General features: G+C 34.5%; 19 protein-coding genes. 8 read left to right on the top strand and 11 right to left on the bottom strand.

The genetic code is table 11. The annotated features are described in order from the left end of the window. Positions 1-511 precede the first annotated feature (511 nt). The 3 genes from lgt to ABWU55_RS03995 form a co-directional block, all read right to left on the bottom strand. Positions 512-1,303: a prolipoprotein diacylglyceryl transferase gene (gene lgt, locus ABWU55_RS04005; RefSeq protein ID WP_010962823.1), complete on the bottom strand. Its 792-nt coding sequence runs from the start codon at positions 1,301-1,303 to the stop codon at positions 512-514. Positions 1,304-1,309: 6 nt separating this feature from the next. Further along, positions 1,310-1,759 (bottom strand): SsrA-binding protein SmpB, encoded by a 450-nt coding sequence (gene smpB, locus ABWU55_RS04000; RefSeq protein WP_007548863.1) that lies wholly within the window; start codon positions 1,757-1,759, stop codon positions 1,310-1,312. 120 nt (positions 1,760-1,879) lie between these two features. Continuing rightward, positions 1,880-3,532 carry an ankyrin repeat domain-containing protein gene (locus tag ABWU55_RS03995; protein WP_353286154.1) on the bottom strand — a complete coding sequence of 551 codons (1,653 nt, stop codon included), beginning with the start codon at positions 3,530-3,532 and terminating at the stop codon, positions 1,880-1,882. Between the two features lie 68 nt (positions 3,533-3,600). Here ABWU55_RS03995 and ABWU55_RS03990 point away from each other — a divergent pair, with 68 nt between their 5' ends. Further along, positions 3,601-4,131: a Na+/H+ antiporter subunit E gene (locus tag ABWU55_RS03990; RefSeq protein WP_006280659.1), complete on the top strand. Its 531-nt coding sequence runs from the start codon at positions 3,601-3,603 to the stop codon at positions 4,129-4,131. On the opposite strand, the gene ABWU55_RS03985 is transcribed toward ABWU55_RS03990, so the two are convergent. Beyond that, a complete protein-coding gene (locus ABWU55_RS03985; protein ID WP_010082489.1) occupies positions 4,124-4,540 on the bottom strand; it encodes a hypothetical protein in 417 nt (138 codons plus the stop codon). The two genes, ABWU55_RS03990 and ABWU55_RS03985, sit on opposite strands and share 8 nt — an antisense overlap. A 304-nt stretch (positions 4,541-4,844) precedes the next feature. Here ABWU55_RS03985 and purN point away from each other — a divergent pair, with 304 nt between their 5' ends. Then, entirely contained in the window at positions 4,845-5,411 is a 567-nt protein-coding gene (purN, locus tag ABWU55_RS03980) for a phosphoribosylglycinamide formyltransferase (protein WP_012673208.1), read from the top strand. A gap of 2 nt (positions 5,412-5,413) precedes the next feature. On the opposite strand, the gene ABWU55_RS03975 is transcribed toward purN, so the two are convergent. The 4 genes from ABWU55_RS03975 to ribF are packed head-to-tail and all read right to left on the bottom strand — an operon-like array spanning position 5,414 to position 9,486. Further along, on the bottom strand, positions 5,414-6,724 hold the full coding sequence (locus tag ABWU55_RS03975) for a M16 family metallopeptidase (protein WP_353286153.1): 1,311 nt from the start codon (positions 6,722-6,724) through the stop codon (positions 5,414-5,416). Continuing rightward, entirely contained in the window at positions 6,711-8,051 is a 1,341-nt protein-coding gene (locus tag ABWU55_RS03970) for a M16 family metallopeptidase (protein WP_010082492.1), read from the bottom strand. The genes ABWU55_RS03975 and ABWU55_RS03970 overlap by 14 nt, the downstream gene beginning before the upstream one ends. Before the next feature lie 29 nt (positions 8,052-8,080). Next, positions 8,081-8,557, bottom strand: a complete 477-nt coding sequence (gene lspA / locus ABWU55_RS03965; RefSeq protein ID WP_006279329.1) for a signal peptidase II — start codon at positions 8,555-8,557, stop codon at positions 8,081-8,083. Then, positions 8,554-9,486: a riboflavin biosynthesis protein RibF gene (gene ribF / locus ABWU55_RS03960; protein ID WP_010082493.1), complete on the bottom strand. Its 933-nt coding sequence runs from the start codon at positions 9,484-9,486 to the stop codon at positions 8,554-8,556. Before ribF ends, lspA begins: the two co-directional genes overlap by 4 nt. A 68-nt stretch (positions 9,487-9,554) precedes the next feature. Here ribF and grxC point away from each other — a divergent pair, with 68 nt between their 5' ends. The 5 genes from grxC (at position 9,555) to ABWU55_RS03935 (ending at position 15,005) form a co-directional block, all read left to right on the top strand. Then, entirely contained in the window at positions 9,555-9,893 is a 339-nt protein-coding gene (grxC, locus tag ABWU55_RS03955; protein ID WP_007550037.1) for a glutaredoxin 3, read from the top strand. Between the two features lie 115 nt (positions 9,894-10,008). After that, the gene (locus tag ABWU55_RS03950; RefSeq protein ID WP_353286152.1) at positions 10,009-10,881 is read left to right on the top strand and encodes a hypothetical protein; all 873 of its coding nucleotides are present in this window, start codon (positions 10,009-10,011) and stop codon (positions 10,879-10,881) included. A 951-nt stretch (positions 10,882-11,832) separates the two neighbouring features. Beyond that, positions 11,833-12,432: a peroxiredoxin gene (locus ABWU55_RS03945; protein ID WP_012673206.1), complete on the top strand. Its 600-nt coding sequence runs from the start codon at positions 11,833-11,835 to the stop codon at positions 12,430-12,432. After that, entirely contained in the window at positions 12,419-13,366 is a 948-nt protein-coding gene (trxB, locus tag ABWU55_RS03940) for a thioredoxin-disulfide reductase (RefSeq protein WP_010962814.1), read from the top strand. Before ABWU55_RS03945 ends, trxB begins: the two co-directional genes overlap by 14 nt. A gap of 85 nt (positions 13,367-13,451) precedes the next feature. After that, on the top strand, positions 13,452-15,005 hold the full coding sequence (locus ABWU55_RS03935; protein WP_353286151.1) for an ankyrin repeat domain-containing protein: 1,554 nt from the start codon (positions 13,452-13,454) through the stop codon (positions 15,003-15,005). A gap of 76 nt (positions 15,006-15,081) precedes the next feature. On the opposite strand, the gene ABWU55_RS03930 is transcribed toward ABWU55_RS03935, so the two are convergent. From ABWU55_RS03930 to ABWU55_RS03920, 3 genes are read right to left on the bottom strand one after another with little or no spacing between them, the layout of a single operon-like run. Beyond that, positions 15,082-16,011 carry a tyrosine recombinase XerC gene (locus ABWU55_RS03930; protein WP_264374007.1) on the bottom strand — a complete coding sequence of 310 codons (930 nt, stop codon included), beginning with the start codon at positions 16,009-16,011 and terminating at the stop codon, positions 15,082-15,084. Between the two features lie 2 nt (positions 16,012-16,013). Next, positions 16,014-17,384, bottom strand: coding sequence for a dihydrolipoyl dehydrogenase (gene lpdA, locus ABWU55_RS03925; RefSeq protein ID WP_353286150.1), 1,371 nt, complete (start codon positions 17,382-17,384; stop codon positions 16,014-16,016). Beyond that, a complete protein-coding gene (locus ABWU55_RS03920) occupies positions 17,377-18,486 on the bottom strand; it encodes a PQQ-binding-like beta-propeller repeat protein (RefSeq protein WP_353286149.1) in 1,110 nt (369 codons plus the stop codon). Before ABWU55_RS03920 ends, lpdA begins: the two co-directional genes overlap by 8 nt. A 359-nt stretch (positions 18,487-18,845) precedes the next feature. Between ABWU55_RS03920 and ABWU55_RS03915 the strand changes: the two genes are divergently transcribed. Continuing rightward, positions 18,846-19,139 (top strand): transposase, encoded by a 294-nt coding sequence (locus ABWU55_RS03915; protein ID WP_080717625.1) that lies wholly within the window; start codon positions 18,846-18,848, stop codon positions 19,137-19,139. Positions 19,140-19,335: the final 196 nt, after the last annotated feature.

The following is a 19,335-nucleotide window of genomic DNA, read 5'->3' as shown; positions in this document are numbered from 1 at the left end:
ATACCGCGATTCATTCCATAGCTGTACGAACATTCATTTTTGAAGGTAAACTGCACAGCAAATGGTGTCATGAAAGTAGCTGACACTGGGATGGCTTTGTTGCATCGCTACTTATGAAAGGCTAACTATAATTAGGATTATAAGCAACTTATTGAAAATCTTGTTTTTTTGCAATCAATCTGATCAAATTTAAGAATAGTAATTTGTTATTTATATTAATAAATTTAATTCTATTGAAAATAGCTAAAGCATTGAAATTCTTGAATTTTAGCCAGATTAGTGAGTGGTAGTGAAATTTCTTTTACTCAAATTTAGGTATTCACTGACCGTTCTTGTTATAAATACCAGAATAATAAGCTACTGATATTCTCCACCTTTTTTATCTTTAATCCATCATAGCTAGCGATGCAACAAAGCCCACCGATTCATTCTACTGCAACGCAGAAAATTCGTACAATTGTGCATAATGTGGGGCTTCTGGCTACATTTTTCTATTGAACTCACCTTTTCTCTATGTGACAGATTTCGTATTAAATTTTAAATTTAATGCGCCTAGATATACAAGCATTCCTAGCAAAACCATAGGTATAGAAAGCAACTGCCCCATAGTTAAATCAAGCCACAAATAGCCAATTTGATAGTCTGGTTCGCGAAAAAACTCAACGAAAAAACGTGCTATTCCATACCACATAACTGCAATACCAGTTAACGCACCGTGATACAGTCTTATTCTAGTTAAGAAAAACAGTGAATTTGCAACTGCAAAAAGTAGCAGTCCTTCAAAAAGTGCCTCATAAAGCTGGCTTGGATGATGCAGCAAATTATCACCACTCTCTGGAAATACCATACCCCATGGCATAGTTGTAACTCTGCCAAATAACTCTCCGTTTATAAAATTGCCTATGCGACCTAAAAATAAACCTATGGGAACTCCGCAAGAAACTAGGTCCAGTGCATAAAATGTAGGGATATTATGTCTTTTACACGAAATTATTACTGCAAGCAAAACTCCTATAGCACCACCATGAAATGACATCCCTCCTTCCCAGGTCTTCAATATCTCAATAGGGTTGCTTATATAAAGAACTGGATCATATATCAATACGTAGCCAAGTCTACCTCCAAGGATAATACCTACAATAGTGGCTGTTAATAACGAATCGTAAAAATTCTTAGTAAATATTTTTTGGTCATCTAGCTTATGTAAATACCAATATGCAAACACTATACCCAAAACGTAGGCTAAGGAATACCAATATATAGAAACAGGACCGATGCTGAAAATTACTGGATTTAAAGACATATTTTGCTATAAATTATTCTTAGACAATCTACTTTTTTCACGATCCCACTCTCTCTGTTTTATGGTTGCTCTCTTATCGTAGAGTTTTTTTCCTTTTACAATGGCAATTTTAGTTTTTGCAAATCCTTTATCGTTAAAATAGACCGAAAGCGGCACAACAGTTATCCCAGCAGTCTTGATTTGACCAATTAGTTTATTTATCTCCTTTTTATGCAAGAGTAATTTACGTTCCCTTTTTGGTTTATGATTTTTTCGGTTCGCAGCTTTATATTCTGCAATATGCATATTGTGCAGCCATACTTCGCTATTCTTTTCAACAACGTAGGCGTCGGAAATATTTACTTTTCTTTCTCTTAGCGATTTAACTTCACTGCTTAATAAGACCATACCCGCTTCAAATTCTTCTAAGATGAAATATTCAAACCTTGCTTTCCTATTTTCTGCAATAACTTCCATATCTAAAGATATCTTTAAGCTTCAATATATTACAGAGTTTTTGACTTAATTCATAATAAAACAGTTATCCCAATAAATATAAGGTGCCAGGCTAGTCTGATAGCAACAGGATAACAAAAATCAAGTAAGTGCTTTTTCTGTCTCTCTAGGCACAAGTTCCTTTACTTCTTTCATTTCAGTTTTAGGCTTTGACATTATATATTGACCAGCACCAACTATGAGCGCAGATCCTGCAGCTAGCCCAATTATTGCTGGTACAGATAGGGCAGTAGCAAATGCAAGTGCAACACCAACTATCACTGCAGTTACAAAACACACAACAACACCTTTTACAATTGCATTTTTTGCAGACTGTTCTTTTTCTTTCATAATTGCATTTTTTCCAATTTGTTTTTCTTCCTTTTTCTCTGGAAGCTGCATTACATCTTTATTTTCAGTAAGATCCTTTGGCGTTTTTTTATTCTCATTTTTTAACGTTTGCTTTTTTTCCGCTTCCTCTAAAAGCTGAATTATACCTTGATCTTTAGTGAGGTCTCTTGGCGTTTTTCCATCAACATCTTTTAATGAAGGGTCTGCTTCAGTGTGTAGCAGAACTTCCACCACTTTTATTTTGCCATTTTCAGCAGCAAGATGTAAAGGAGTACGTCTATCACCATTGTTTGCATTAACCTCTGCTCCTTTTGCGATTAGAGTTTTTACTACATCTTCGTGGCCATTTTTAGCAGCAAGATGTAAAGGAGTACATCCATCATCATCTTTTGCATTAACATTTGCTCCTTTTGCAATGAGAATTTTTACTACATCTTCGCAGCCCTCTCTGGCAGCAAGATGTAAAGGAGTACATCCATCATCATCTTTTGCATTAACGTTTACTCCTTTATTTAATAGGTTTTTCACCTCCTCCTCATTATTATGTTTAACAGCTGAATGCAAAGCTTTGATGTTCTCTTGTGCCTTTAATAGAGCTCCTTTTACCACTTCATGGCCTTTTTGAGAAGCAAATGTTAAAGGAGTCCATTTATAATGATCTTTCGCATTAACATCTGCTCCTTTTTCAATTAGAGTTTCTACTATATCTTCGCGGCCATTTTCAGCAGCAAGATGTAAAGGAGTCCACCCATCACTATTTTTTGCATCAACGTTGATTCCTTCTGCTTTTGATAGAACTTGTACTATCTCTTTGTGGCCATTTGTAATAGCAAGATGTAAAGGAGCCCATCCTTTATCATTTTCTGCATTAACATTTGCTCCTTTTCCAATTAGAGTGTTTACTACATTTTCGTGGTTCTTTTCAACAGCAAAATGTAAAGAAGTCCATCCATCACCATTTTTTGCATCAACAATTGCTCCTTTTCCAGTTAGAATGGTTACTACATCTTTGTGGCCATAGTGAGCAGCAATATGTAAAGGAGTAATTTTATTATCATGTTCTGCATTAATATCTGCCCCGTTTTCAATCAGAGCTTTTGCTACATTTGCATAGTTCCAATAAGAAGCAAGATGTAACAATTTGACTTTCTTAGAATTTTGACCACAAGATATAGTAAATATGTAATTTATGCCAGATCCACTATCGTTGTCAGGTTTACTCTTTTCCCACTCTTGACATAAATCTGGATCTTCTTCTTGTAACTTAGCTTTTATTTTTTCAACTATATTGTCCTTGCTCAAATCTGAAAGGTCATTTATTTTTTTTAATATTTCCATAAATTTGTCATATTTCATAACTTCCTCACTTAAAATACATAACTTAGTTGTTATATCTTTTAACATAGAAGTCAAGAACCTAAATATTCGTTATTATCTTTCCTTAAAGAGTCATTTAAGTTATATTACAGACTATGAAAAACCTCAACTTTAGGAAGGAAATCAAGTTTTTTTCTCTGTCATTTATAATTTTATTTGTTCTATGGACTGTATTGTCTGGTTATTTTGAGCCGTTTTTTATTTTTTGTGGAGTGTTTTCCTGTATATTCACATCGTTTATCTTTAGAAGGTTGATAAACGCTGAAAGAGCTCTTAGCCAGATTTTAAATAGTACGAGTAGACTGTCGTTTTATAAGTTAGTAAGTTATATACCATGGTTAATGTACCAAATCATTTTATCAAGTGTTTATGTAACAAAAAAGGTGCTACAACTCAAATCTAAGCTTGAGCCAATCATTATCCTAAGAAAATGCAAAGGGCATAATGATGAAAGCATTGCGTTATTTGCCAATTCAGTCACAATCACTCCCGGAACTTTAACTATCAATGTTGAAAGTAAGCAGAAAACATATTTCTCTACCATGTATTTGATAGATAAAGATCTTGAAAGCGGCATTTCTGAAATAGAAAATAAAATCTTAAAAATACTACGTTCAGTTAAGTAATTGCTTTAAATAAGTTAACAGCATCCTTATATTCCCTTACAAGACTTTCAAGCATTTCTTTTGGAAGGCTATTGTTAACAATAGAACATAAATAATTATACAAATCTTCTAACCTTAATACGTTATTTCTCTTCTTGCTGTTGAATTTATACGGAAAAATACCTTCCATAACTTCAATAGTAGTAGCCTTGTTTAAAAATACATTTTCACTTGTCACGCTTATTCTTGCTAAAACAGTGTTAATTTCAGGTTCGTCACTCGTATAAAAATCTGATAGCTGAGTTATTCTAATAACGTACAAAGTTACTATTTTTGACAAGCAATTATCAGCATATTCACAATTTTTTATTACCTCCCACTGAGTAACCTGAGATTTACCTATTTTTGCATTGTTCGGTAATTTACTCATTGAACTTTCTCCATTTAATCCAGTGTAATAAATTATACTAATACTTTGTTAAATAAATAATAACGCGATTACAAAAATATATACTTATAGTAGTATATTATACAAAAATAGCACAATATCTAAGCATTAAAGCTAGTTTTAGCTGGGTACATGGGGCTATTCGTTATTTTGTGTTGTCCAGTGAGGTCCAAAATTAGAGGTCCACTTATATAAAGAGTTTAGTCTGCCTTCTTTGCTATAAAATAAGTTTTCCTTTTGAGCTGTTTTGTTAGTATTAACTAAATTCTAAACTAACTGTGCTATAATGAAAAAGATAAAACTCGGAATACTAATTTCAGGTAGGGGGTCGAATATGCAGGCCTTAATAGAAGCATGTCAAGATCAGAATTTTTCCGCAGAAGTTGCATGTGTTATCACAAATAATAGCGAAGCTGCTGGTCTGAAAATAGCAGAGCAAGCAGGAATCTCAGCGTTTATTGTTAAAGATAAACCGCTTGATGCTGGTAAAATTCACGAAATACTTGTTCAACATAAGGTTGATTTAATTTGCCTTGCAGGGTTTATGAGAATTCTCAAAGCTGATTTTCTGAGTAAATGGCATAACAAGGTGATAAATATTCATCCCTCTTTACTTCCGTCTTTTAAAGGCCTAAACGCTCAAGAGCAAGCTCTAAAAGCAGGTGTAAAAATTACAGGTTGTACTGTACATTATGTCACTCCTGAAGTTGATGCTGGAGCCATAATTGCTCAAGTTGTTGTACCAGTGTTACCAGCTGATGATATTCAAAGCCTCTCAGAACGCATTCTAGCTGAGGAGCATAAGTGTTATGTAGAAGCAGTAAGATCAATAGCAGAAAGTATTAATTATTGATCTTAAGTGTTTCTTCCAACTTCAACAAAAAATAAATTTTCTGGTTCCAGCAAAGAACTTGCCAGTTCGTTTACTTTCTCTAATTTAACGTCATTAATGACATTCGCATAATTATTTATACGGTTAACATCACGATCATTTATCTGCATATCATCCAGCAGCATTGCTGTATTTATGTTATTGGACAGGCGAAGGACAAGATTATTTACCAAGCCAATTTTTGCATCCTTGAACAATTGTTCGTCAATTCCTTTCTTTTTTATCCTGCTCAATGTATCTCTTATTGCAGATATGGATTGACTGGCAGTAGAGCTATCAGTACTTAAACCCCCAGCTATAATATTTCCATGCGTATAACTGGCCATAGAGGCACTAATACCATAAGTAATTCCAAGATTTTGCCTTAGTTCTTTCATCAGCACTGAATTCAGCCCCATACCACCAAGCGCATTAACCAAAACTTGAGCATTATAGTAGTCTGGATCTTCATAAGCTATACCTTTTTGAGCAAAAAGTATCACACTCTGTGGTATATCCATAAAAATATTCTTACTTTCTGCAGGACCAAAATCATTTTTCACAGGTATTTTTCTAACTTTTGATCTTTTTGACGGCAATTTAGATAAATATTTATCTAATAGCGTAATAATTTCTTCTTTTTTTGCACAACCAGCAACACTGATAACTATGTTATCTTTAGCAAAATTACGCTTTATGTATGTTAAAACATCGTCTCTAGTAATGCTCACTCTAGTGTCAAGAGTACCGTACATACTTTTTGAGTAAGGGTGTTTTTTAAACAACAACGTATTCAATTCTTCTACAGCAACAAAGCCAGGATTTTTTTCAAGATTATTAAAATCAACTTTGGCTTTCTCGAAAACTCTATTCAACCCTTCAGGGTCAACTTTAGGACGCATTATAGTATCGCTCAGTAATGAAATTGCTTCCTCTAGATTGTCAGACAAAGTATTTAATGAAACCCTAAATGCTTCTAAATCAGCAATAAAATTTAAACTAATCCCTTTATCTTCAAGCTTTTTCGCAAAATCTTTGGCATCATTTTTTCCTGCCCCTTCTTGGATTACAAGAGAAGTAAACCAAGCAAGCCCCTGTTTTTCCTTATTCTCATACACATAACCTGCATCCTTGAACGATATATTTAGTGAAACTTTTGGCAAATCATGATTTTCTACAAATAAAAACTTAAATCCTTTACGGGTAGTGACCTCCTCTATATTTAGGTTACCACTTGCTTGTAAATTAAAGCCTAGACAGAAAAAAAATAGAAATATAATTTTACTTATTCTCATTATTATCTCCTTTTGGTAATAAACGACCAATTAACTTATTAGCAGAAAAAATAGCACGGATTTTATTATTTACATCCTCTAGATTGACATCATTAATCTTGCTATATGAAATATCTATTTCATCAAGTGGAATACCAAGTGCAAGGTGTGGCACATAGAACATCGCTATATGAGTTAAGTCAGATAGATTATCAAACTGTGCTGCCTTATACCTATATTTTGAGCTTTGTAATTCCTCGCTCGTCACCCCTTTAGATACGAAGCCATTAATAGCATTATCTAACTCTCTTTCAACAATATCTAAATTAGCGCCACTTTTTGGAATTATCATAATATCAATGTAGCCATCACTAAAAGCTAGGCTATTATAATAAGCAAACACTGATACTGCCACATCTTTATCTAAAACCAAATCTTTATACAGTTTGCTGGATTTGCCGCCACCTAAAATGTCAACCGCTAAATGAGCAGCAGAGGCTTCATTTATGTGATCAAATAAGGGAACACGATAACGAAAATATAAAACTGATTCTTTTACTTCAGTGCTCTCTAAGGTCACCGATAGACCTGCATTATGCACTGGATCCTGATTTGGGTAATTTCTCATTACAGGCTTAGCTTTAATTTCGCCATATTTTTCTTCTGCTAATTTCACTACTTCATCAAGTTCCACATCACCCACAATCAGTAATATTGCATTGCCGGAGTGATAATAGTTATCATGAAACCTCGTTATGTCATCCAAATTGTAAGTTTTGATATCGCTCTCCCAGCCGATAACAGACCTACCATAGCCAGTACGGTAAAATGCACTATCCATTTCTTCCCATAACAAGTTATGAGGTTGGTTATCAAATCTCATCTTTCTTTCTTCTAATACGATGTTTTTTTCTCTATCTATTTTGTCTTGAGTAACATTAAAGCTGCCCATTCTATCTGCTTCAACTTCCATTGCAAGTGGTAAATCTTTTTTGGGGATCAACTCAAAATAACAGGTATATTCTTTAGTGGTAAATGCGTTAAATTGAGCCCCAATGCTACTCATAGTGGCTTCTATATCTGTGAACTTCCCTGTAGTTTCAAACATTAAATGTTCAAAGTAGTGAGCCAATCCTGCTTTGCCGATTGGATCATCCATTCCCCCAACTTTGTATATTACTGCATGTAAAACGGCTGGAATCCGATGATTAGAAACAACATAAACATCTAGTCCGTTACTGAGTTTAGTATATTTTATGTTGTGCTCTATGTTTAAAGCATTCGAAGAAATTGGGTAAGTAAAAAAAAGTACAGGTAGTATAAGAAAACTAAAAAACTTATGAAGCATTATTTCGACCTAATATAAAAACAATTATTTTATTCCTCATTTTGTTTAGAAATAAGCATATCGTATATATACCACTTATATAACAATGTAAACATTCCACAAACTATAGATAAATCTGCTAAATTAAAGGCTGGCCAATACCAATCATCAATATGAAAATATATGAAATCATATACAGCTCCCCAATAGATCCTATCAACTACGTTTCCGATTGCTCCACCAATCATCAGAGAAAAACCAAGGTAAGTTGACTGATCGTCAGACTTGTATATCAAATATGCAAGTATACCAATTATTAGTATTGAAAATGCTGAAAAAAAGAAACCGCCATGTGGTAAAGCGCTACACATTCCGAAACTAATACCTGAATTCCAAACTTCAACTAGTTTTATAAAACTAGCGATCTCAATTGATTCTCCTTCATCAATCAATGAGTTTATGTACAATTTGCTCGTTTGGTCAATCAATACTATAATTAATATAACAACTAAGCATAACTTTTTCATAAATTTGCCTTTAACCTATAAACTTTAAGTATATCATAATTTATCTGTTTTGTTAACTCCTCAATACTATGGAATTTTTTTTCTGACCTTATGAATTTTAAAAGTTGTATATTGACTTTATGACTATATACGTCTTCATCAAAATCGAATATGTGCATTTCTATTATAGGCTTTTTCAGATCCTTAAAAGTAGGTCTCATACCAATATTGACTACTCCATATAACCAATTTGGATTACTATCAGGAAAAGTCACTCTAGCGTAATATGTGCCAAACTTAGGTTTTATCATGCAATCTTCTATAGGAATATTTATGGTTGGAAATCCTATTTCTCTACCTCTACATGCACCTTTTGTCACAACACCAGAAACTTGATAAGGCCTGCCGAGCAATTTATTAGCAATTTCTATTTCGCCCCTTTGTACATACTCCCTTATTGAAGAAGAAGAGCAAATTTTGCCGTCAATTGTTAATGGCTCTAATTTAGTCAAAGAGTATCCATATATTTCAGAATATTTCTCTAGAGTTAATATATTACCCAATCGTTTATGACCAAAAGTGCAATTTTCTCCGACAATTATGTGTTTAGCGCCATATTTATCTATTAAAATCTCACTGATAAAGTCATCGCAGCTAACCTCAGAAAAACCTCTATTAAAATTAATAATATATAAGTAATCTATACCATAGCTGCTGATTAGTTCCTTTTTTTGTTCTTGGTCTATTAACCTAAAATTGTTTCTACCAAATAAAACAGTTGATGGGTGAGGCTCAAAAGTTAAAACTGCAGAGGGTAATCCTCTTTCTTGTGCTACCTTCTTTAGAGTAGAAATTGCAAACTCGTGTCCTAAATGAATGCCATCGAAATTTCCGAAGGTTAGTGCTATATTATTTTCTATTCCTTGCTCACAATTATAAATAATTTTCATACAATTTGATGTTTTTACATGTTTCTTATATATAATAACTATATTTTAGTAAGCTACGGAGATAAATTGTGAAAAATGTTGTGATATATGTAAAGAAGGGCTGTCCATACTGCATAAGGGCAAAGGATTTACTAGATAAAAAAGGTGTGAAGTATGAAGAAATTGATGTGCTCAAAAACTCAGATCTATTTAACGACATAAAATCAAAGTATAACGTTAGAACAGTTCCACAGATTTTTATCAACGATAAGCACATTGGGGGGTGTGACAAATTGATGGATCTTGAAAAAGAAGGAAAGTTGGATGATATGCTAAATAATAATGACAATCACACTGATGTCACAACCTACACAAACAGCAATGATGAATGTGGAGAGTGTGTTATACCACATGATGATTTTATGTAACTTTTTATCTTGTTTTGTCGTGTAATACGTAAATGAAAACTAGTATGCTCACTTTAAACAATTCTTAATGAATTAAAAATACAATTCATTCAGTGAGTTTTTTTAGTGGGAAAAAATGACAAAAAATATTTCAATTATTAGCAGAAACTTAATTAGTATCGAATTAGTTAACAAACAAGATTTAGAGAATTTCATCAAGATTTTCACAGTGCTTGATAAACATATAGCAGCTAAAACACTTTTTACAGAAGAAGTGAAAATAGAGTACAAGCAGCACAACGGCAAAGAAGTTGTTGAATTGCTAAAAGATACAGGCTTTACATATCATGATATTGAAAATGTATTGAATCACCTGAGTAAACACGGAATGGAAGTGCCCAGCAGCATCATAGCACATACCCTTTTTTCTGCATGCAATCACGCACTTGAATCTAAGGATGTAGCATTTTCCTTTTCTGAAGGATTTCCACAATTTAACATCAGAGTAAATAAGAACACCTTCATAATAACTCCTATGAGTGAAGAGAATTTGGAATTGAATTCACAAAATAGCAGAACGCTTATAGAGTCACTAAAGAGCGAAAAAAGTATTTATGATTGTATAGCAGAAGAAAATACCATTAAAGTTATAGTGCATTCTGAAATGCATCAAGCTATAAATTTGATTATAAAATCACTGATAAAGTCTCGCCTTTTAGCAAAAGAGGAAGAAGGAAAATTCAAAGAGAAATTGAGACAACTTGCTTTTAAGGATCAAGCTTTTGTTGAGTATTCTAGCATCAGAACCATCAATAGGTATCCACATAATCATCCTCTGAGAAAGCATGAAAGTGTTACTAAGGATATAGAAAATATTTTATGTGATTTCATAGCAAATGAGAATAGCGAGTTCGCTATAGAGCGGTTAAATAGGCTGAGCTCAGCAGTTTCTCCGGATACTCCAAGAATCATCACTAAAACTATAGATAAACTTGTTAAGTTTCACTAAGATATACGAGAGCCAATAGATTTCTTGTATTACCTTTTGTCATCCAAGTAGCCAAGGCTACTTGGTTCTTTTTTTGGGTTCCAGCACTATATACATAGCTGTACAAACATTGTAGCCGTTATTCAAGTAGCCCGCAGAAGCGAAAAACTTACTTGACAAACTCCGCCAACTCCCTTATCATGAAACTGAAGCTATTTATTTATCTTCTCTGTACAGATTAAATGACAAAAAAACTCACGTATCTGGCGTCTCATGTTTAATTTTTTGCACTATGTGCACCTTATGTCTTTATAAAACTTCTAGGTTTTTACCTAATATAAGCTAAAATGCGCTTATAAAGCATTTAAAACATAAAAAAACGCCAACTTAAAAAATGGATAGTGAATAACTAGCTACCCTAGGGTTTCTTTTGCCTTTTTTTCTGTTTAGTAAATTTCTTAATGTTTATAATTTAGATTAGTTGCGGCTTAAAAGCAACTGAATCGCGGTTATTAAACGTTTAGAATAAAAAAACGCCATACTTGAAAGTATAATGTAAGTAATTAGCCAACCACGGGGCTTCTTTTGCCTTTTTTTTCGTTTGGCAAATTTTTTAACATTTATAGCTAAACGACAACCGTCATCCCGCTACTTGTTAGCGGGATCTAGAGATACCGCGAATGAATCGCGGTATGACGGTTCGTGGCGGTATGACGGTTCGCGGTGGCATGACGATAAGCTCGTCATCCCGCTACTTGTGAGCGGCTGAGATACCGTGGCGGTATGACGGTTCGCGGTGGCATGACGTAGAATTTTATACTCACCAACTCAGTATTCCAACCTGGATTGTATCTTATCGGTAAAAAAGAAGAGCTATTTTAGGAAGTTTTTATAGGACTAAAACCAAAGAAAACTTGCATATAAGTTTATCAAGATGTAAAATTAAAGTTATTTTAAAAGAATAGGTTAATTATGAATCTTGTAACAAAATCTGCTATCGATTTTACTGCTTCATCTGTTCTCTCTGACGGAGAAATTGTTGATGATTTCTGTCTGAGTAAGCGCATAAAAAATAAGTATGCTGTCCTTTTTTTCTATCCACTTGATTTTACTTTTGTTTGCCCAACTGAATTGATATCGCTCAATAATAGAATAAATGAGTTTGCAAAGCGTGGTGTTGAAGTGATAGGAATAAGTGTAGATTCAAAATTTTCACATTATAAATGGCGAAACACTCCAGTTAATGATGGTGGTATTGGAGAGATTAGCTACACTTTAGTGTCTGATATCAAAAAGTCTATATCAAGAGACTATGGGGTCTTATATGATGACTCAATTGCGCTGAGAGCAACTTTCGTTATTGATGATAAATTTATTGTACGTCATCAATCGATAAATGATTTGCCTTTAGGGCGTAATATCGATGAATTCGTTAGAATCGTTGATGCAATTAAACATAATGAGGAGCATGGTGAAGTATGTCCAGCAGGGTGGAAGAAAGGTAAGCCAGCAATGCAGGCAAGCGATGAAGGAGTAGCTGATTATCTAAACTCATACAGTGAAGAATTATAAATTTAGTACAAAAGTTCTTATTATTGGATCTGGGGCAGCGGGTTATGCTGCCGCTATATATGCAGCACGTGCAAACTTAGAGCCAATTGTAGTAACGGGAATGCAGCCTGGTGGTCAGCTTACAATTACTACAGATGTTGAAAACTATCCTGGTTTTGTTTCAATACAGGGTCCAGAACTAATGGAGCAAATGAGGTTTCATGCAGAAAAGGTTGGAGCAAAAATAATAGATGATGAGATAAAAAGCGTTGAACAACTTGAGGACTTTAATGAGTATAGATTTAGATCTTCTGGTAATATCAATGACTACTATTCAGATGCAATTATCATTGCATCTGGTGCGCAAGCGAAGTGGCTTGGTTTAGAAAGTGAAAAGAAATTTCAGGGTTATGGGGTTTCAGCTTGTGCGACTTGCGATGGTGCATTTTTTAGGAATAAAGTTGTAGCTGTGATTGGTGGTGGAAACACTGCTGTTGAAGAAGCAATATTTTTAACTCGATTTGCCAAAGAAGTGATATTAATACACAGGCGTGATAAATTAAGAGCGGAAAAAGTAATGCAAGATAGGCTCTTTAAAAATGATAAAATAAAAGTAATGTGGAACCATACCGTAGAGCAGATTCTTGGAGAAGAAAATCCAAAAAGGGTTGCTGGTATTGCGATTAAATCAGCAGAGATCGATAAAACCCAAGAATTAAAAGTGGATGGAGTGTTCATTGCAATCGGGCATGCACCAAATACGGGTATTTTTAAAGGCTTTGTTGAAATGGATGAGCAGGGTTACATCATTACAAAACCTGGAACAACTTTAACTAGTAGGGCAGGAGTGTTTGCTGCAGGTGATGTTCAAGATAAGGTATATCGTCAGGCAGTAGTTGCAGCAGGAACAGGATGCATGGCTGCGCTTGATGCAGAAAAGTTTTTAGAGTCGTAGTTAATTCTAGGATTTTGAATAAATCGCTTGCAATTTTCCTTTTCTTTTTCATAATTATATTAGTAAATTATTAGGTAGGTTTAATATGCTTTATGGAGGGGATGGGATAAATACTAATGGTTATAGATATAATCAGACAACTTCAAGACAGCTCGATGAACCAACACAAAAGTTATTTAAGGCTATTGATAACGAAAACCCGGAAGCTTTTAAACAAGCTCTGAAAGAAGGTGCGGATGTTAATGCGTTTGATAAGGAGGGCATGACACCTTTGATGTCTATTGTCAATGTCTGCGCTGTCAGCGGTGATGGACAGGCTACGTTAGAGAAAATGGCTAAATTGCTTATACAAAACAGAAGTATCAATATTAATGCTCAGAGTAAGCAATCTGTGTCTACAACACGGACGAGATATGATCCTAGTACACAAAGTGAAATATCAGAATTTATAACAACATCTAATATGCGCAAAGACACAGCTTTACATATTGCTTGTCAAGTTGGGGCTAAAGATGTGGTAAAAATATTGCTCACGCACCCAGATATAAAAACTGATATCAAAAATTATGAATATAAAAGCCCTGAAGATTGTATTGCAAGAGGATTTGAGCGCGTAATAAAATTAGAATTTAAAAAAGCACAAAAAGCAAACGAGTTGTTAGGTGCTCTTTCTAGCAGAAACATTTACCAAGCGAAAAGACCATTAAATCAAGAGTTTAACCCTAATTGCTGGAAAAGAAGCCGAAATGAAGAAATAGAAACGCCGCTTAGCTTAATTATTCAATCATGTTTACAAGGAATAACATCAGATAACAAAGAAGTATTGACAAAACTTTTAAAACATAAAGAGCTAGATTTTAGTCAAATAAAGCCAATACAAGCTATAGAGCAAAATTCGTGGGTGAAGCAAATAATTGAACAAGCCATTACAGAGCGATTAACCGCTACTATTAATAAAAAAGATTTAGATGATGTAAAAAAATTAGTAGAAGATAATTGCTTCATGAGTCATGCAATTGTTACTGCTGCATTGAGGGGTGTTAATAATCCAATCGAATCTATTACAAATTATCTAAATGAAAAATTTCCTGCAAATACATTACAACCTTTGGCAAGTACGAATGATATACCGGTAGGTTCTGAGCAAGTTATACAAGAACTTAAAGGTGAACTTGAAAGAACGAAAGCTCAACTCACAGAAAAAGAACGAGAGCTGGATAGGGTCGTACGCGAAAGAACGAGAGGCATTAACAAAATTTCACAGTTAGAAGAAGATTTAAGGCAGGAAAAATCGGCTCAAAAAACAAAAATCAATGATCTAAATAGTGAAGTAACTCGACTTAATAGAATTGTGTATGGAAGAGCAAGCGACACTGTCGAAATTTCACGATTAAAAAGAGATTTGAAACAAGTAAGGGAAGAAAGAGATAGGCTTTCATCAGAAAATAGACTGCTCCGTAGTAATAAAAACGAAAAATCCTCGCAAGCAATTTCTTCTGGTAGAAAACTGAGCAACTACGCTTCTGCATGTTTTATATTGCTTGGAGTATATACTGTTGTTGCATGTTTAGTAATAGAAGATTATCCAGGGATAATAAGTGCTTTCTTTACAGCAGTTGCACTGGCTTTTTTTTATTAGGATGTTGTAGTTTATATAAAGCAAACACAATACTTAGTGATGTTGAAAGCACTCAGCTTGGTGGTTTAGAACGAAGTTAAAGTTTTGATTTCTTCTCCAGGCCCTGCTGAAAATTTTTGTACATGTTAAAAACATCTTGATAATTGAGGTGAGTGTAAATTTGAGTAGTTTCCAGGCTTGAGTGACCAAGCAGTTGTTGTATTGATCTTATGTCAATATCTTCCTGAAGCAAATGAGTAGCAAAACTATGGCGAAATGCATGTGGAGATAAAATTTCTGGTAAATTTAACATTCTCCTTATTTTTTGCAAACGATTGGCCACATAAGTTCTTCCCAATTTTTTTCCTCTTACTCCCAAAAAAAGATATTGTGTTTCATTATTAGTGCCAAGATAAGGACAGGCTTTTACATATTCTTGTATACACTTTTTTACTACCGGAAGAATGAATACCTGCCTTTGTTTATCTCCCTTACCTGTTACTATTAAACTTTCATTGTTAATATCACTAACCCTAAGGTTCAACGCTTCGCTGATTCTTAAGCCTGTACTATATAGCAGGACGATAATCGCAATTTCTCTTTTTACCACCCAAGATTCGCCCAGATCGGATAGTTTCATTTCTTTCAATAAAGTTTTTATATCAGGTATTGATAATGCTTTGGGCAAAGTTCTTCTCTGAATTGGCCTTGATAAGGAAAATACAGCTTCATTGTCTATATTGTGGTTATTTTTTATGTACTTGAAGAAATTTCTGATTACTGAGAGTGCTCGAGTGTTGGATCTTGCGTTTACACCTCTTGCGTAACGAGAGGTAAGCCAACTTCTTAACTCAGGTATGCTTAAATTTTTCAGAGTACCAACATTTACTTCTCCACCAATGTGAGTATTTAGGAAACTTATAAGATCCTTCAAGTCCCTCATGTATGACTCTAAAGTGTTTGGTGAATAAGATCTGTTGCACCTCAGCCACTCATACCATTTTTCAATGATTGAACCGAGGTCCACAATTATTTTTTAAAGAAAGCATCGATGCACGCATCTCGAAAGGCTTCATTTATATCAGGATGAGAGTGACAAATTCTGTATATATCCTCTGCTGCTGCGCCATATGCCATTGCAACTGCTGCTTCGTTGATTAGCGTATCAGCGTATGCTCCTATGATATGCACACCTAGTATTGTATCTGCTCTGCTACAAGTCAGCACTTTCACGAATCCTTCAGCATCATCAGTGATTTTTGCTCTGCCGTTTGCAGCAAATTGACATTTACCAACTTTGTACTTACGGCCAGCATTTTTGAGTTCCTCTTCGGTTTTACCAATCGAAGAAACCGCAGGGTGAGTGTAAATGACAGATGGTATGATTCCATAATCAACGTGAGGTACTTGCCCAGCGATTATCTCTGCAACTGCTACCCCTTCTTCCTCTGCTTTATGAGCAAGCATTGCTCCACCGATCACATCACCAATAGCAAATATTCCTTTCACATTAGTTTCATATCTGTTGTTAACTTGAACGAAACCACGACTGTCTTTCTCTATTTTTTCAAGACCCTCAGTGCATGGTTTGCGACCTACTGCAACCAGCACCTTATCTGCTTCTATAGTGTTTGTTTGATTATCTTTTACAGAGCAAACTTTCACACTCAGAGAGTTACTATTTTGTTTTATCTCCTCGACTTTAGTGCTAAGTAAAAATTTTATTCCTTGTTTTTGTAGACTAGAAAGTAGAGACTTACTTAATTCTCCATCCATTGCTGCAGCGATTCTGTCAAAAAATTCTACTACAGTGACTTCAGACCCTAGCCTCCTCCATACAGAAGACATTTCAAGCCCTATTGCCCCAGCTCCGATTACGACAAGTTTTTTTGGTACTTCAGTTAAAGATAATGCACCAGTTGATGAAATAATACTTTTCTCATCGATATTAATTCCTGGCAAAGAAATAACATCAGAACCGGTTGCAATTACTATATTTTTTGTCTTCAGCACCTTACCTTCAACTGAAACTTCAAGATTACCTTGGTCAAAAGAAGCAAGCCCATTGATTTTAGTGATTTTGTGAAGGTTAAACAGATATTCTATACCTTTTCCAAGTTCCTGAACTCTGGCGTCCTTATAGCCTAGCATTTCTTTTAAATCGAAACTTGCGTCCTTAATTTTTATGCCAAGCTTCGACAGATCATTTTTCGTGTGAGCATACTGATAGGAAGAATGGAGCAATGCTTTGGAGGGTATGCACCCAACCCGCAGGCACGTACCACCAAAAATGCTATTTTTATCTATGCAGGCAACTTTCAATCCAAGTTTTGCAGCAGCGATAGCACACTTATAGCCTCCTGGGCCACCACCTATAACAATTAAATCATAATCAGTCATAAAAAACAAACCTATTTTCTAAAGAATAAACACCTTTTCCCTCAGTTGTTACATATATCTTATTGCGAGTAAACACTGGAGTGTGAAACACATTACCAGGTACTTTGACTACCTTTCCTGCACTTTCAGATCCCGGAAAAGCAAACATTGAACCTTTATTGCTTGTCACCCACAGTGTATGGGCATGCATAATTGGAGCAAACAATTGCGTATTTTCTATTAAATCAGATGCCCAGACTGTTTCTCCATTTTTTATATCCAGGCCAATTATTTTATCGTCTTTAGTAACTATAAAAATTCTTCCGCCTTCTTTTTGTTTCTCTGCAGGAATAAGAGGACTATAATATGACTCAATGTCTGATACACTTTTTACTTGCAGTGACTTTGACCATAAAATATTTCCTGATTTTACGTCAATACCATAAATATAAGAATTATTTGTAGCTATTAAAGTATCGCCAAGCACTCTCGGTGTAGTAGTTACATCTGTGAGCTGTGTATCCAAAAGGTTTGTAGCCAATTTTTGGCTCCACAATTTTTTACCGTCTTCATTAAAAGCTATTAACTCACCATTTGAAAATGGTGCTATTATTTTATCATTAGAAATTGCTGGCGATATGGAATACAAACCTCGAACCTCATTGATGCCGTTTTGATAAGTCCAAACGAAGCTGCCATCTTTTATATCAAACACGTACAGATAATTATCAATAGTCAATACTACCAATTTATTGTTTATTACTGCTGCTTTCCCTCTTACTGGAGCTCTCAATTCTTTTTCCCACTGAATCTCGCCGGTTTTTGCATCTATTGTGTGTAGAACGTTATCCACTATAAAGAAAACGTTTCCTCTGTGACGCAATAGGCTCATGTTACTAATTTTTTTTCTGTGTGAGAGGTGTAATTTCCAATTCATAGCCTTTGAGTTATCAATATCAAAGGAATATAAAGCGCCGTGCTTGTCTGATAAAATAACGCTATTTTCTGTAAGCACTGGAGCTACATATCCTTGAGATAGTTTTTTATCCACTAGACTTATTCTCTCGCTTGCCATTGTGTAACTGCTACACAATAACATTATCATGACAATTATTACTTTCATTATTTATTGAAAACAAGATTCATTAATATACATCTTAAGAACCTTAATTACAACGGAAATGTTCTTGCTGCATGTTAAAAACGTTGATTTATGAACGAAATATTATATTATTATGTGAGATAATGTATACTCTTAGAGGTAGTACACCTCATCCACTATGCGGCAACGTGCATAGCTGTACGAACATTGAGATATAAAAGTAATTTATACCAAGAAGAAAGATGTCATCCAAATAGCCTCTTTTCCTGTCATCCCAGTGCTTGACACTGGGATGGCTCTGTTGCATCGCAACTGAAAAAATCTGGTGGCTACTGACAAAATTCATTATAAAATAGCCATTTAACCGCTTAAGGAAAAATATGCCACAAAAAATGAGAGTTAGTAACTGCCATGAATATAACAAATTTCTAGAAAAAAGAGGAAATATTTTTCGTTACATCGATAAAGCTATCGAAAATTGGTATGAAAATAGTCCAAAAATGCAGGGCGGCAACTATATTTATAGTGATAAAGTTGTGATTTTAGTGCATATAATCGTTAATCTTTTTAGAATTGGCTTAAGACAAACAGTCGGGTTTATAAAAGGATATTTGCAACAAATAGGAAGAGATTTGGCAGTTATCAGCTATTCGCAAGCTTCAAAAAAAACTTAATATTAAGATCAATGATTGCAGAATTGATAAAAATAATATGGAAGATATCGAAATTGCCATAGATAGCACAAGCATCAGCATTTATAACAACACACAGCAAGGAAAATAGCGCTGACAGAAAATATCGTGGTTATGAACAGACAAGAAAATTGCATGTAATGTTGAATATAAACAGCAAAAAAGCCATAGCTGCAAA

The organism is Wolbachia endosymbiont (group A) of Crataerina pallida (genome assembly GCF_964028475.1).
GTDB lineage: Bacteria > Pseudomonadota > Alphaproteobacteria > Rickettsiales > Anaplasmataceae > Wolbachia > Wolbachia pipientis.
Note: the sequence above shows the minus strand (reverse complement) of the source record. Positions and strands in the feature narration are given on the sequence as shown.

What these genes read in the sequence shown, in the direction of transcription:
- lgt (WP_010962823.1), bottom strand. Translation starts at nt 1,303, where the DNA reads ATGTCTTTAAATCCAGTAATTTTCAGCATCGGTCCTGTTTCTATATAT.
- smpB (WP_007548863.1), bottom strand. Translation starts at nt 1,759, where the DNA reads ATGGAAGTTATTGCAGAAAATAGGAAAGCAAGGTTTGAATATTTCATC.
- ABWU55_RS03995 (WP_353286154.1), bottom strand. Translation starts at nt 3,532, where the DNA reads ATGTTAAAAGATATAACAACTAAGTTATGTATTTTAAGTGAGGAAGTT.
- ABWU55_RS03990 (WP_006280659.1), top strand. Translation starts at nt 3,601, where the DNA reads ATGAAAAACCTCAACTTTAGGAAGGAAATCAAGTTTTTTTCTCTGTCA.
- ABWU55_RS03985 (WP_010082489.1), bottom strand. Translation starts at nt 4,540, where the DNA reads ATGAGTAAATTACCGAACAATGCAAAAATAGGTAAATCTCAGGTTACT.
- purN (WP_012673208.1), top strand. Translation starts at nt 4,845, where the DNA reads ATGAAAAAGATAAAACTCGGAATACTAATTTCAGGTAGGGGGTCGAAT.
- ABWU55_RS03975 (WP_353286153.1), bottom strand. Translation starts at nt 6,724, where the DNA reads ATGAGAATAAGTAAAATTATATTTCTATTTTTTTTCTGTCTAGGCTTT.
- ABWU55_RS03970 (WP_010082492.1), bottom strand. Translation starts at nt 8,051, where the DNA reads ATGCTTCATAAGTTTTTTAGTTTTCTTATACTACCTGTACTTTTTTTT.
- lspA (WP_006279329.1), bottom strand. Translation starts at nt 8,557, where the DNA reads ATGAAAAAGTTATGCTTAGTTGTTATATTAATTATAGTATTGATTGAC.
- ribF (WP_010082493.1), bottom strand. Translation starts at nt 9,486, where the DNA reads ATGAAAATTATTTATAATTGTGAGCAAGGAATAGAAAATAATATAGCA.
- ABWU55_RS03950 (WP_353286152.1), top strand. Translation starts at nt 10,009, where the DNA reads ATGACAAAAAATATTTCAATTATTAGCAGAAACTTAATTAGTATCGAA.
- ABWU55_RS03945 (WP_012673206.1), top strand. Translation starts at nt 11,833, where the DNA reads ATGAATCTTGTAACAAAATCTGCTATCGATTTTACTGCTTCATCTGTT.
- ABWU55_RS03935 (WP_353286151.1), top strand. Translation starts at nt 13,452, where the DNA reads ATGCTTTATGGAGGGGATGGGATAAATACTAATGGTTATAGATATAAT.
- lpdA (WP_353286150.1), bottom strand. Translation starts at nt 17,384, where the DNA reads ATGACTGATTATGATTTAATTGTTATAGGTGGTGGCCCAGGAGGCTAT.
- ABWU55_RS03920 (WP_353286149.1), bottom strand. Translation starts at nt 18,486, where the DNA reads ATGAAAGTAATAATTGTCATGATAATGTTATTGTGTAGCAGTTACACA.
- ABWU55_RS03915 (WP_080717625.1), top strand. Translation starts at nt 18,846, where the DNA reads ATGCCACAAAAAATGAGAGTTAGTAACTGCCATGAATATAACAAATTT.